Source organism: Pseudomonas sp. xss_2 (assembly GCF_043104195.1).
Taxonomy (GTDB): domain Bacteria; phylum Pseudomonadota; class Gammaproteobacteria; order Pseudomonadales; family Pseudomonadaceae; genus Aquipseudomonas; species Aquipseudomonas urmiensis.
Genome location: NZ_JBICKL010000045.1, coordinates 192,109 through 205,682 on the forward strand (window position 1 = coordinate 192,109; position 13,574 = coordinate 205,682).

Consider the following 13,574-nt stretch of genomic DNA (forward strand, 5'->3'; position numbering starts at 1 on the left):
CACCGTCATGCAGTGCGCAACACAACAACAAGACAGGCGTTTTTTCACATTCTGCCGGCACACTTGAGCAAGAGGTCAGACTCACATGAATCAATCCCTAGCGGCGATCAAACGCTGGCGTGTCCAGATTTTCGCCATTACCTGGCTGGCCTACGCCGCCTTCTACTTCACCCGCAAGGCCTTCTCGGTGGCCAAGCTGGGCATTGGTGAAGACCCAAGCTTCATGCTCGACAAGGCCGCCATGGCCAACCTCGACGCAATCTACCTGGCCGCCTACGCGGTGGGGCAGTTCACCTGGGGCATGCTCGCCGACCGCTTCGGCCCGCGCGTGGTGGTGCTGGGCGGGCTGCTGATTTCGGCGGCGGCGGCGGTGGTGATGGGCAGCTACGCGACCTTCCCGATCTTCGCCACCTGCATGCTGATCCAAGGCCTGGCGCAGTCCACCGGCTGGGCGGGGCTGTGCAAGAACATCGGTAGTTTCTTCCCGTCTTCCCAGCGCGGCCGGGTGCTCGGGCTGTGGAGCTCGTGCTACGCCTTCGGCGGCCTGGTGGCCTCGCCATTCGCCGGCTGGTGGGCGTATACCCTGGTTGGTAGCTGGCATGCGGCGTTCTTCTCCAGTGCCGCAGTGGTGGCCGCAGTGGCGCTGCTGTTCTTCATCTTCCAGCGCAACAAACCTGAGGATGTCGGCTTGCCTGCGGTGGAGCCAGAGCCGCAAAGCATGTCGCCGGGCTCGAACCTGTGCAGCGTGTGGGCGCCGCTGCGCGAGATCCTGCGCAACCGTACCGTGCTGACCCTGGGCCTGGCGTACTTTTTGTTGAAGCCTGCGCGCTACGCCATTTTGCTCTGGGGGCCGGTGATCGTCTTCGAACAGATGCCGTCGGTGGGTAAGGTCGGCGCGGCGATCATTCCCACCGCCTTTGAGCTGGCCGGTTTGCTGGGGCCGATCATGATCGGCCTGGCCTCGGACAAACTGTTCGGCGCCCGGCGCATGCCGGCCTGCGTGATCAGCCTGTTGCTGCTGACTATCACCCTGGCGGCGTTCATGGCGGCGATGACCAGTGGCAGCGTGGTGTTGGTGGTGGCCTTGCTGTTCGTCATGGGCCTGACCCTGTATGGCCCGGACTCGATGATCAGCGGCGCCGCCGCCATCGATTTTGGCAGCGCCAAGGCCGGCGCCACCGCCGCAGGTTTCGTCAATGGCTGCGGCTCGGTCGGGGCGGTGCTCGGCGGTCTGCTGCCGGGGTATTTCGACAGCGTCACGGTGTTCATCGTCTTCGCCGGCTGCGCATTGTTCTCCGCCCTGGTCCTGCTGCCGCACTGGAACAGCCGCCCGGCCAGCGCCGAACAGGCCAGCGACGTGGCACCCAATACCAGCATGGCGATCAAGCCACTGCGTACTTAAAGGAAAGCGAGTAGATGAGACCGTTCTGGCTGCAACAGGCCCTGGAGCAGGAAAGCGAGGCGCTGTGTCCGCCGCTGACAGGCGATCAGCGTTGCGATGTGTGCATTGTCGGCGGCGGTTATACCGGGCTGTGGACTGCGCTGATGATCAAGGAGCAGGCGCCGCAACTGGATGTGCTGCTGATCGAGGCCGACATCTGCGGCGCCGGCGCCAGTGGTCGCAATGGCGGCTGCGCGCTGTCCTGGTCGGCCAAGTACTTCACCCTGGAGCGGTTGTTCGGCACGGCGGAGGCGGTGCGCCTGGTGCAGGAGTCCGAGCGCAGTATCGCCGCCATCGGCGAGTATTGCGCGGCCAATGGCATCCAGTGCGACTTGCGCATGGATGGCACTCTCTACACCGCCAGCAATCAGGCGCAGATGGGCAGCACCGATGCGGTGATCGCTGCGCTGACGCAGCAGGGCATCAACTCGTTCCAGCGCCTGGCCGTGGAGCAGGTGCAGCGCTTGGCTGGCTCGACGCGTCACCTGGAGGGCTGGTACTCGCCAGCCGCGGCCACCGTTCAGCCGGGGCGGTTGGTGCGCGGCTTGCGCCGGGTAGCGCTGCAGCGTGGTGTGCGGATATATGAAGGTACCGCCATGACTGGCCTGGAACACGGCGCACCGGTGCAAGTGCGCACCCAAGGCGGGACGATCAAGGCCGACCGGGTAGTGCTAGGCATGAACGCCTGGATGGCCCGGGCATTTGCTCAGTTCGAGCGCAGCGTGGCGATTGTTTCCAGCGACATGGTAATCACCGAGCCGTGTCCTGAACTGTTGCGTGACATTGGCCTGGACAGCGGGATCAGCGTGCTCGATTCGCGGATTTTCGTGCACTACTACCACAACACCAGCGATGGCCGGCTGATGCTTGGCAAGGGTGGCAATACCTTCGCCTATGGCGGGCGCATGCTGCCGGTGTTCGACCAGCCGTCGCCTTACCTGCCAGTGCTGCGCGAAAGCCTCAGCGAGTTCTTCCCGGCCCTGGCCAAGGTGCCGCTGGCGGCCAGCTGGAATGGCCCGTCGGATCGCTCGGTGACGGGCTTGCCGTTCTTTGGCCGGTTGGACGGGCAAGGCAACGTGTTTTATGGCTTTGGCTACTCCGGCAGCGGTGTTGGGCCTTGTCATATGGGCGGGCAGATCTTGTCGTCTCTGGCGTTGGGGCTAGACAACCCGTGGACCCGCTCGCCGCTGGTCAAGGGGCCGCTGGGTTTGTTCCCGCCAGAACCCATCCGTTACCTGGGCTCGCTGATGGTGCGCAACGCTATCCGCCGCAAAGAGCGCGCCGAGGACCGTGGCCTGCGCCCGCGCCATCTGGATGTGCGCCTGGCGCGATTTGCCGCAGCGGCGGGTAAGGCTGATAAAGCCTGATGGCACTGGCACAACAAGCTCTTGTCGCCCATCGCGGCGAGGGCGTATAAACTGCACCCACTTTGGCCGGTCGCTTCCTGAACCGGCCGCCTGAAACAAAGAGAGTCGACATGGGCGCACAGTGGAAAGCCAAACATAAAGAAGCCGCAGCCAACGCCAAAGGCAAGATCATGGGCAAGCTGGCCAAGGAAATTCAGATCGCGGCCAAGTCGGGCGCTGATCCAGACATGAACCCGCGCCTGCGCCTGGCAGTGGAGCAGGCCAAGAAAGCCTCGATGACCCGCGAGACCCTGGAACGGGCCATTCGCAAGGGTGCAGGCCTGGATGGAGATGCGGTGCAGTACACCGCAGTCACCTACGAAGGCTTCGCCCCGCATCAGGTGCCGCTGATCGTCGAGTGCCTGACCGACAACGTCAACCGCACCGTTGCCCAGATCCGCGTGCTGTTCCGTAAAGGCCAGTTGGGTGCCAGCGGTTCGGTGGCCTGGGACTTCAACCATGTCGGCCTGATCGAGGCGACCCCGGTCAACCCTGATTCGGATCCGGAAATGGCCGCTATCGAGGCCGGTGCCCAGGACTTCGAGGAAGGCGAAGAAGAGGGCTCGACCCTGTTCATCACCGACACCACCGACCTGGATGCCGTGCAAAAGGCCCTGCCTGAGCAAGGCTTCACCGTGACCTCTGCGAAGATCGGCTACACGCCTAAGAACCCGGTCAGCGCCGCTAGCCTGAGTGCTGAGGCGCTGGAAGAGGTTGAAGCGTTCCTGGCGGCGATCGACGAGAACGAAGACGTGCAGAACGTCTATGTCGGCCTGACTGACTGATCGGTGCTCGGGTCCGCGTTGCGGCCCAATCGCGGGACAAGCCCGCTCCTACAGTAGGAGCGGGCTTGTCCCGCGATTGATCTTTTGCGAACACCGCCCAGAGCTGCTTCATGAACCCCACCTTCGCCTCCCTCAGCCTGGCCCACCTGCGCACCCTCGATTGCCTGCTGCAGCTGAAAAACCTCAGCCACGCCGCCGAGCGCCTGGGCTGTAGCCAATCGGCCCTGAGCCGCCAACTCGCCCATCTGCGCGAAGCCTTCGATGACCCCCTGCTGATACGCCAGGGGCGCGGTTATGTGCTCAGTGAATACGCCCAGGCACTGGTCGAACCACTGCGCCAGGTGCTTGAAGAGCTCAACGCCTTGCGCCAGCCGGTCACCTTCGATCCGGCCCGTTGCGAGCGGCGCTTCTGCCTGGCCGCCTCGGACTACGTCGCCGAGCACATGCTGCCGCTGCTGGTGGCGGCGCTGGAGTGCGAGGCGCCGGGCGTGTCGCTGGAGTACCGGACCTGGCAGGCCGGGCAATACGCCTTGCTCGCCAGTGGTGAGATCGACCTGGCGACGACCTTGTTCGATGAGTCGCCGGCCAACCTGCATGGGCGCCTGTTGGGCGAAGACCGGGCGGTGTGCCTGATGCGTCGCGACCATCCACTGGCGGCGCAGCAGGTGCTCGATCAAGACGCTTACCTGAGCTTCAAGCATGTGCGCATTTCCGGCGGCGGTGACAAGGACAGCTTCATCGACCGGCACCTGCGTGGCCAAGGCTTGCAGCGGCGGATCAGCCTGGAGGTGCCGTTCTTTTCCGCCACTGTGCAGGTGATCGCCAACAGCCAGGCACTGGCCACCGTGCCCGAACATATTGCCCGGCAGCTGTGCCGGTTGCATGAACTGGCCTGGCGGCCGCTGGGTTTTGTTGACCACACCCAGCGCTACTGGGTGGTCTGGCATCAGCGCCTGCAGGCGTCGGCCGAGCACCGCTGGCTACGTAACCGGGTGTTCGAGTTGTGGCGCCAGTCGCAGTTCGGGGTACAGGGCGGGCATGCGCCTTTGCCATAGGAGCTATGCGCGAAGTGGGGTTCTTGCTGTGCGGCCAGGGGCCTAGACTGGGCTGATGTGGCGTTAGTGCCGGCCCTATCGCGGGCAAGCCCGCTCCTACAGGATGTGCGCAATGTCTGTAGGCGCGGGCTTGCCCGCGATAGGGCCGGCACTGACAACGCTAATTCAGCCTGCCAAGGAGACCGCGCGTGACCCCGGAACAATTTCGCCAGTATGGCCACCAACTGATCGACCTGATTGCCGACTACCGCCAAACCGTTGGCGAACGCCCAGTCATGGCCCAGGTCGAACCCGGCTACCTCAAGGCCGCTTTGCCGAGCGCGGCGCCGCAACAGGGCGAGCCATTCGAGTCGATTCTTAATGACGTCAACCAACTGCTCATGCCCGGCCTGTCGCATTGGCAGCACCCGGATTTCTATGGCTACTTTCCCTCCAACGGCACCCTGTCGTCAGTACTCGGCGACTTCCTCAGCACCGGTCTTGGCGTGCTGGGCCTGTCCTGGCAATCGAGCCCTGCGTTGAGCGAGCTGGAGGAGACCACCCTCGACTGGCTGCGTCAGCTGCTGGGCCTGTCGAACCAGTGGAGCGGGGTGATCCAGGACACTGCCTCGACCAGCACCCTGGTGGCGTTGATCTGCGCCCGCGAGCGCGCCAGCGATTTCGCCCTGACCCGCGGTGGCCTGCAGGCCCAGGCCAAACCACTGATCATCTACGTCAGCGCCCATGCGCACAGCTCGGTGGATAAAGCGGCGCTGCTAGCAGGCTTTGGTCGCGAGAATATCCGCCTGATCCCCACCGACGAGCGCTTCGCCATGCTGCCCGAGGCGCTCAGCGCGGCCATCGAGCAAGACGTTGCCGACGGTAACCAGCCGTGCGCCGTAGTCGCGACCACTGGCACCACGACCACCACCGCGCTCGATCCGCTGGCCGCGATTGGTGCCATTACCCAAGCCCACAGCTTGTGGCTGCACGTGGATTCGGCGATGGCCGGCTCGGCAATGATCCTGCCGGAGTGCCGCTGGATGTGGGACGGCATCGAGCTGGCCGATTCGGTGGTGGTCAACGCCCACAAGTGGCTGGGTGTAGCGTTCGACTGCTCGATCTACTACGTGCGTGATCCGCAGCACCTGATCCGGGTGATGAGCACCAACCCGAGCTACCTGCAATCGGCGGTCGACGGTGAAGTGAAGAACCTGCGCGATTGGGGTATCCCGTTGGGGCGCAGGTTCCGTGCCTTGAAACTGTGGTTCATGCTGCGCAGTGAAGGCGTCGAGGCCTTGCAGCAGCGCCTGCGCCGTGATCTGGACAATGCCCGTTGGCTGGCCGAGCAGGTGCAGCAGGCGCCCGAGTGGGAAGTGTTGGCGCCGGTGCAATTGCAGACGCTGTGCATTCGCCATCGGCCTAGTGGGTTGGAGCAGCAGGCACTGGATGCGCATACCCGGGCCTGGGCAGAGCGGCTCAATGCTTCGGGGCAGGCTTATGTGACACCTGCGACGCTGGAAGGGCAGTGGATGGTACGGGTGTCGGTGGGAGCGTTGCCGACCGAGCGGGGGGATGTGGAGCGGTTGTGGGCCAACTTGCAGGACGTTGTTCGTGGCTAAAAGTGCTGGGGCCGCAAAGCGGCCCCAATACTCGGTTAGTGGGTTGCTACGTTCAGGCTGCTCTTGCGGCTAGCCTCATATACGGCTTTCTCCATTGGCTTGGCCTCGGGGTTGCCCAGGTCCTCCATCGCCAGTCGATGAGTCTCCGGCGCCAGGTACGCAGCAAAGGCGCAGATGCAGGTGATAAAGAACGCCAGGCTACCGACCACCAGCCAGATGTTGTCCGAACCCGGTGGCGCGATGGCGGCGAACAGCGCTGGCAGCATGGCGGTGAGCATGGTGCCGACGTTCTGCGCAATGGCCATGGCCGATACCCGGTAGCGGGTATGGAACAGCTCTGGGTAGAAGCTTGGGAACACCGCGTTGTAACCCTGGTAGACCATGCCCCACATCAGGATCGAGGCGGCGAATGCCAATGGCACGTTCTGGATGCTGATCGCATACAGATAGACGAACGCCAGCAGACCCGAGCCCAGGCACCCGGCAATCATGGTCGGGCGGCGGCCGATCTTGTCCGATAGGTTGCCAATGAACGGAATCACCAAGACCGCGACGATATTTCCCACCACCGGAATCCACAGGTACACGCTCTTGTCGAAGCCGATGCCATAGGCCGGCTGTACCGCATAGGCTGCGCCAAAGATGGTGGCAACTACCGGGATCACGTTCATCAGGGCCATGAACATCACCAGCACCATGTGCTTCCAGCTGTGGCGGAAGGCTTCGCTGATCGGCGACTTGGCCACCTTGTCCTGCTTCTCTTCCTGGACGAATGCGGGGGTCTCGTGCACTTCCTTACGGATGATGAAACCGGCCACCAGCACCAGTGCGCTCATCAGGAACGGAATCCGCCAGCCCCATTCGTTGAAGGCTTCGCTAGGCATGAAATAGGCCAGTGGCAGGAATACCGCCGCCGCCATCACCTGGCCGGCTTGCACGCCCTGCAGGGTGTAGCTGGCGTAGTAGCCACGTCGACCGAACGGCGCATGCTCCATGATCATCGAACTGGCCCCGGAGATTTCTCCAGCGACGGCAAAGCCCTGCACCAGGCGCAGCAGCACCAGGATGATCGGCGCCAGGATGCCAATGTCGTGGTAAGTCGGCAGCAGGCCCACGGCCATGGTCGACAGGCCCATGAGGAACATGCACAACAGCAAGACGTTTTTGCGCCCGCGGGTATCACCCCAGTGACCCAGCACGAAGGCGCCCACCGGGCGCGCCAGGTAGCCGACGCCGTAGGTCGCCAGCGAGGCGATGATGGCCATTTTCGGGTCGACTGAGGGGAAGAAGATCTGCGGGAAAATCAGCGCCGCAGCCTGGGCGTAGATGAAGAAGTCGTAGTACTCGAGAGCCGAGCCTATCCACCCGCTGGCAGTCGCTTTCTTGGCTTGGGAGCTAGAGTGAGCCATCGTTGTCTCCGTTGTTCTTGTAAGTCTGCAGACGGTGCCACGCGCACGGCCGAAGGCCGCGGTGAAGCACTGTGCGATCAGTATTGGGAGTGGTTTCAGCGCAAGGCGCACGATCGCAAACGAGGTCTGCGTAGACAGGACGAACGAGCAGGTGCGGATCGCAGGGCGAGGGAGGTGTGCATAGGTCGTTACCCGATTTATTGAACTTATTATGTTGTGACGCTGGGCTGGTCAAGACAGGATCCGCCGAACGTTCGGCAGGGCAGGGAGCGCCGGTGGATCGCCTGTGCTGCAATTCATGGTTGCCCAGTGCTGGGCGCCGATCAATTCGCAAAATTCGCTTTTGTTCGGTAATCGAACAAAAACTAACTGTTCCGTACAAAATGAATTGCTGAGCCGACTTTACCTGCGAATAATCGATCGTGCCAGGAACCCGCCGCGGTTTTCGGCTTTGTCGTATTCGCGCAGTTGTCCTGGCTGCGCTCCAATAACAAGGAACTCCAGCATGCAGCGTTCGATTGCCACCGTGTCCTTGAGCGGCACCCTGCCGGAAAAGCTCGAAGCCATCGCCGCAGCCGGCTTTGACGGCGTCGAGATCTTCGAAAACGATCTGCTTTACTACGCCGGCAGCCCGCGCGAGATTCGCCAGATGTGTGCCGACCTGGGTATCGCCATCACCCTGTTTCAGCCGTTTCGCGACTTCGAAGGCTGCCGCCGGGACCGGCTACAGAAAAACCTCGACCGCGCCGAACGCAAGTTCGACCTGATGCAGGAGCTGGGTACCGACCTGGTGCTGGTGTGCAGCAACGTCCAGGCCGATGCCCTGGGAGATGAACAGCTGCTGGTAGATGACTTGCGCCTGCTGGCCGAACACGCAGGCGCCCGAGGTTTGCGCATTGGCTACGAAGCCTTGGCCTGGGGCCGTCACGTCAACACCTATGAGCAGGTGTGGAACCTGGTCCGCCAGGCTGATCATCCGGCGCTTGGGGTGATCCTGGACAGTTTCCACACCTTGTCGCTCAAGGGCGACCCTCGCGCGATCGGCGACATTCCTGGCGACAAGATCTTCTTCGTGCAGATGGCCGATGCGCCGATCCTGGCCATGGACGTGCTGGAGTGGAGCCGGCATTTCCGCTGCTTCCCGGGGCAAGGTGAAATGGACCTGGCGGGGTTCCTTGCGCCAATCCTGGCGACGGGTTATCGCGGGCCGTTGTCGCTGGAGATCTTCAACGATGGCTTCCGCGCCGCGCCGACCCGGCAGAACGCCGCCGATGGCCTGCGCTCACTGCTCTATCTGGAAGAAAAGACCCGTCTGCAATTGCAACGCGAGGCGCGAGCGGTAGAGCCCGATGTGCTGTTCGCCCCGCCGGCGGCCAGTGCCTATGATGGCGTTGAGTTCCTCGAATTTGCCGTCGACGAAGCGGTTGGTGCGCGTCTGGGCGGCTGGCTCAAGCGCCTGGGCTTTGCCGAGGCCGGGGCGCACCGCAGCAAGGGCGTGCGCTTGCTGCGCCAGGGCGATATCAACATCGTGCTCAATGCCGAGCCTTATTCGTTCGCGCATAACTTCTTCGAAGCCCACGGCCCTTCGCTGTGTGCCACTGCGTTGCGGGTCAAGGATGGCCAAGCGGCGTTGCAGCGTGCCACCGCCTACCGGGGCCAGCCGTTCCGTGGCCTGGTCGGTCCTAACGAGCGAGAGATCCCGGCTGTCAGGGCGCCGGATGGCAGCCTGATCTACCTGGTGGAGCAGGCCGGGGCGGGGCAGACCATCTATGACAGTGATTTTCGTCTTGATGCTGGCAATGAGGCCACCGGTGGTCTGCAGCGTATCGATCACATGGCCCTGGCGTTGCCAGCCGAGTCGCTGGACAGCTGGGTGCTGTTCTACAAGAGCCTGTTCGACTTCGCCGCCGATGACGAGGTGGTGCTGCCCGACCCCTATGGCCTGGTCAAGAGCCGAGCCTTGCGCAGCCAGTGCGGCAACCTGCGTTTGCCGCTGAACATTTCCGAGAACCGCAACACCGCCATCGCCCACGCGCTGTCGAATTACCGGGGCTCGGGCGTGCACCACATCGCCTTCGATTGTGCGGACATCTTCCGCGAAGTAGCGCGCGCCAAAGAAGCAGGGGTGCCGTTGCTGGAGATCCCGCTGAACTACTACGACGACCTGGCCGCACGCTTTGATTTCGACGATGAGTTTCTCAGTGAGCTGGCGTACTACAACGTGCTGTACGACCGTGATGCCCAGGGCGGCGAGTTTTTCCACGTTTACACCGAGCCGTTCGAGGAGCGCTTCTTCTTCGAGATCATCCAGCGCAAGGGGGGATACGCAGGATACGGCGCGGCCAACGTCGCGGTACGCTTGGCGGCGATGGCCAAGGCGCGCAGCGGGGCGGCGCGTAGACCGGTGCTTTAAGGCCCGCTGCGCGTTGGCTCGTTCGCGGGCAAGCCCGCTCCCACAGGGACCGAGTCGGTCACACAGCTTGCGCTGTGCAGGGACGTGTGTGCGGGCCTGTCCGTGAAGAGGTCGGCACTGGCACTCTAAGATCCTGACCACTCGACCAACAGCGCGCTTCCCTGCTACGTCCCACTCACGGATAATCCCTGGCTTATTCCAATAAACAGCCTGTGAGTGGGTATGAGTGATTCTGTAGTCAGCCTCGGCCAGCCTGCCATCGAAGGGGGGCGCAAGGCGCGCAAGAACAACCCTGAGAAGACCCGCGAGGACATCCTCCAGGCCGCCATCAGCGAGTTCGTCCAGCAGGGCCTGGCCGGCGCCCGGGTCGACGCCATCGCCGAGCGCACCGCCACCTCCAAGCGCATGATCTACTACTACTTCGGCAGCAAGGAGCAGCTGTACGTCGAGTGCCTGGTCAAGCTCTATGGAGACATTCGCAAAACCGAGCAGAACCTCGACATGGAGGCATTGCCGGCCGAGCAAGCGATCCGCCGACTGGTCGAATTCACCTTCGATCACCATGATCGCAACGTCGATTTCGTGCGCATCGTCTGCACCGAGAACATTCACTACGGCGAATACGTCAAGCAAACCCCGGCCATTCGCGAAATGAGCAGCCTGGTCTTGCAGGCGCTGGCCAGGACCTTGCAACGGGGTGTCGAGGAAGGGGTGTTCCGTGCGGGCATCGAGGTCATCGACCTGCACATGCTGATGAGCTCGTTCTGCTTCTATCGGGTTTCCAACCGCCATACCTTCAGCGATATCTTCCAGATCGACCTGTCCGATGAACAGGTCAAGCAGCGTCACAAGCAGATGATCTGCGAAGCGGTGATCAACTACATCCGCGCCTGATCGCCGTCACTCGCCCAGCCGTTGCTCGCGCGACGGCGGGTAGCCGAAGTACGCCGCATAGCACTTGCTGAAGTGCGATACCGAGACAAAGCCACAGGCCACTGCCACTTCCATCACCGACAGGTCGGAGTACTGCAGCAAGCGCCGGCTCTTGGTGATGCGCAGCTCCATGTAGTAGCGCCGTGGCGAGGTGCCTAGCTGAGCCTGGAACAGGCGGTCGATCTGCCGCCGCGAGCGGCCGCTGTAGGCGGCGAGCTGGTCCAGGCTCAGGGTTTCTTCCAGGTTGTTTTCCATCAGCTCGACGATGGTCCGCAGGTGCAGGCTCATCGACTTCTTCGCCCCTGGCCCGACCTGGCGATAACGAGCGCCGGAGAACGACAGGATCTCCTCGACGCCTTCGGCCAGGGCATCACCGTACAAGCGTCGTACCAGGCCAAGCATCAGCTCCATGGCGCCGTTGGGGCTGGCGGCGGTGAGGCGGTCGCGGTCCAAGGTGAAGCTTGCCGGGGTGATGCGTGTTTGCGGGCTGCGCTCGGCAAGGCTGGCGCGTTGTTCGGGGTGGATGCTACAGCCATAGTCGGCCAGCACCCCGGCGCGGCCGAGGAACCAGGCGCCATTCCACAGCCCGCCCATGGCCAAACCGTGCGCTGCGCAGTCATTGAGCAGACGGTCGAGTTCTGGATATTTGAGTGGAGTGCGCAGGCCACCACAGATGACCAGTAGATCCAACGCTTTGAGCTCGGCAGGATCGAGGTCGCTGGCGATCAGTTCCAGGCCCAGGTCACTGAGCACCCGCTCGCCATCCAGCGACAGCGGGGTAAAACTGAAACTGTCGGCGCGTAGCAGGTTGGCGGTGACCAGCACGTCCATCGCCACGGTGAAGCTGGCCATGGAGAAGTGTTCGAGCAAGACGAAATCGACCCGATATGGCTTGTGCGCCTCGCCTGTGGCGGACTTGAGCCGCAGCATGTTGCTGGTGCTGGTCTTCTTGCTGAAATGGCGTGGTGTGGGCACTGCGGACTCCGCTTCCTGGCTGGCTCGGGTGAGTGTGCTTGGGGGGCGGGGGAAAGACAACTGTGCCGGTGGCAGGGTGGTATTGGAGGTCGTGTTCAGGCAAGTCCTGGGCTTGGCAGTGCCGGCCCCTTCGCGGGTAAGCCCGCGCAATCTCAACAGCAACGCGATCCCTGTAGGAGCGGGCTTGCCCGCGAACAGGCCGGAACTGCCAATATCCATTTTGTGCTTTATGCTGCCCCTCCCAAGCACCCGAGAACCCGCAATGAAATACGCCATCGCACTGCTGTTCGCCCTGCTACCGGTCCTGGCCCAGGCCTTGGAGACCGGCGACAAGCTCGCCCCCTGGACGCTGCTCGATCAACACGATCAGCCCTATAGCCTCGGCCCCAGCACGCGCATTGTGCTGGTAGCGCGCGATATGGACGGTGCCAAGCTGGTCAAGGCGGCCCTGGCCGAGCAGCCCCAGGGCTACCTTGAAGCCCGGGGCGCGGTATTGGTGGCCGACATTCAACGTATGCCGGCGATCATCAGCAAGCTGTTCGCCATCCCGGCCATGCGCGACTACAGCTACCGCGTGCTGCTCGACCGCGATGGCCAGGTGGCCAGCCGCTATCCAGGCAAAGAGGGCCAGGTACTGTGGTTGCAGCTGGACAACGCCAGCCTGGTGGCGCAACAGGAGTACGCAGACGCCAACGCACTGAAGGCCGCCCTGGATCAGGTCAAGCTACCTTGAGGTCGTTTGCACTTAGCCGAACGCTTCTCTAAGCAGCTGCGGCAACAGCTCACCCGCCTTGCCAGCGAGGGCAAACTCCCTGGCATGGCCAGCCCCTGTCACTTGCGGATTGATATGCACCACCCTGGCCCCGGCCTCAAGCGCCACGCCTGGGATCATCGCCGCCGGTTGCACCACGCCTGAGGTGCCGATCGACAGCAACAGGTCGCAATCGGCTGCCGCCAGAAATGCTTGGCTTAGCGCCTGCTCTGGCAGGTTCTCGCCAAACCACACCACCCCTGGTCGCAGCGGGCCATTACAGGCGCTGCACAGCGGCGGCTCGATGCGCTTGCCGTCGCCAGCGCCCTCGGGCAGCTCCAGTACCGCGCCCGCTGGTCGCGCGCAGTCAAAGCAACGCGCTGCATCCAACCGCCCGTGCAGGTGCAGGACATCCGCGCTGCCAGCGCGCTCATGCAAGTCATCGACATTCTGCGTGACCAAGGTCAGCTTCGGCACTCGCTGAGCCAGTTCGGCGATCGCCAGGTGCGCGGGGTTGGGCTGGGCCTGGGCAATGCCGGCCCGGCGCATCTCGTACCAACCCCAGATCAGCGCTGGATCGCGGCGAAAACCTTCGGCACTGGCCAACTCGGCCGGATCGAAACGCTCCCACAGGCCGGTGAGCTTGTCGCGAAAAGTGGCGATGCCGCTTTCGGCAGATACCCCGGCGCCGGTAAACACCACGATATGCCGGGCGCTGGCGAGCAGGCGAGGGTTGAAGCGCATGCAAAGTCTCCAAGGTGCAGGGCAGAGCGGCTGTCCACTCTGCCAGCGTGCGGCGTGCTGG

11 protein-coding genes are annotated in these 13,574 nt (G+C 63.3%); 8 read left to right on the forward strand and 3 right to left on the reverse strand.

Features of this window, described 5'->3' with window-relative positions; genetic code table 11:
* Window positions 1-85: 85 nt before the first annotated feature.
* From ACF8K2_RS08750 to ACF8K2_RS08770, 5 genes are all read left to right on the forward strand, one after another.
* On the forward strand, window positions 86-1,402 hold the full coding sequence (locus ACF8K2_RS08750; RefSeq protein ID WP_186553578.1) for an MFS transporter: 1,317 nt from the start codon (window positions 86-88) through the stop codon (window positions 1,400-1,402).
* 14 nt (window positions 1,403-1,416) lie between these two features.
* Complete coding sequence (locus ACF8K2_RS08755; RefSeq protein ID WP_392464369.1) at window positions 1,417-2,808, forward strand: FAD-dependent oxidoreductase; 1,392 nt, start codon at window positions 1,417-1,419, stop codon at window positions 2,806-2,808.
* Window positions 2,809-2,918: 110 nt separating this feature from the next.
* A complete protein-coding gene (locus tag ACF8K2_RS08760) occupies window positions 2,919-3,632 on the forward strand; it encodes a YebC/PmpR family DNA-binding transcriptional regulator (protein WP_186553576.1) in 714 nt (237 codons plus the stop codon).
* A gap of 110 nt (window positions 3,633-3,742) precedes the next feature.
* Entirely contained in the window at window positions 3,743-4,687 is a 945-nt protein-coding gene (locus tag ACF8K2_RS08765; protein ID WP_392464370.1) for a LysR family transcriptional regulator, read from the forward strand.
* Between the two features lie 188 nt (window positions 4,688-4,875).
* The gene (locus ACF8K2_RS08770) at window positions 4,876-6,288 is read left to right on the forward strand and encodes a DOPA decarboxylase (protein WP_392464371.1); all 1,413 of its coding nucleotides are present in this window, start codon (window positions 4,876-4,878) and stop codon (window positions 6,286-6,288) included.
* A gap of 35 nt (window positions 6,289-6,323) precedes the next feature.
* On the opposite strand, the gene ACF8K2_RS08775 is transcribed toward ACF8K2_RS08770, so the two are convergent.
* Entirely contained in the window at window positions 6,324-7,697 is a 1,374-nt protein-coding gene (locus ACF8K2_RS08775) for an MFS transporter (protein ID WP_186553573.1), read from the reverse strand.
* A gap of 505 nt (window positions 7,698-8,202) precedes the next feature.
* On the opposite strand from ACF8K2_RS08775, the gene quiC reads away from it, so the two are divergent.
* Complete coding sequence (gene quiC, locus ACF8K2_RS08780; RefSeq protein ID WP_392464372.1) at window positions 8,203-10,110, forward strand: 3-dehydroshikimate dehydratase QuiC; 1,908 nt, start codon at window positions 8,203-8,205, stop codon at window positions 10,108-10,110.
* Between the two features lie 222 nt (window positions 10,111-10,332).
* The gene (locus tag ACF8K2_RS08785; protein ID WP_186553571.1) at window positions 10,333-11,004 is read left to right on the forward strand and encodes a TetR/AcrR family transcriptional regulator; all 672 of its coding nucleotides are present in this window, start codon (window positions 10,333-10,335) and stop codon (window positions 11,002-11,004) included.
* Window positions 11,005-11,010: 6 nt separating this feature from the next.
* On the opposite strand, the gene ACF8K2_RS08790 is transcribed toward ACF8K2_RS08785, so the two are convergent.
* Entirely contained in the window at window positions 11,011-12,018 is a 1,008-nt protein-coding gene (locus ACF8K2_RS08790) for a GlxA family transcriptional regulator (RefSeq protein WP_186553570.1), read from the reverse strand.
* Between the two features lie 262 nt (window positions 12,019-12,280).
* Here ACF8K2_RS08790 and ACF8K2_RS08795 point away from each other — a divergent pair, with 262 nt between their 5' ends.
* On the forward strand, window positions 12,281-12,751 hold the full coding sequence (locus ACF8K2_RS08795; protein ID WP_392464373.1) for an FAD/FMN-containing dehydrogenase: 471 nt from the start codon (window positions 12,281-12,283) through the stop codon (window positions 12,749-12,751).
* 12 nt (window positions 12,752-12,763) lie between these two features.
* Here ACF8K2_RS08795 and ACF8K2_RS08800 read toward each other — a convergent pair whose 3' ends face one another.
* Window positions 12,764-13,513, reverse strand: coding sequence for an NAD-dependent deacylase (locus ACF8K2_RS08800; protein WP_392464374.1), 750 nt, complete (start codon window positions 13,511-13,513; stop codon window positions 12,764-12,766).
* Window positions 13,514-13,574 lie beyond the last annotated feature (61 nt).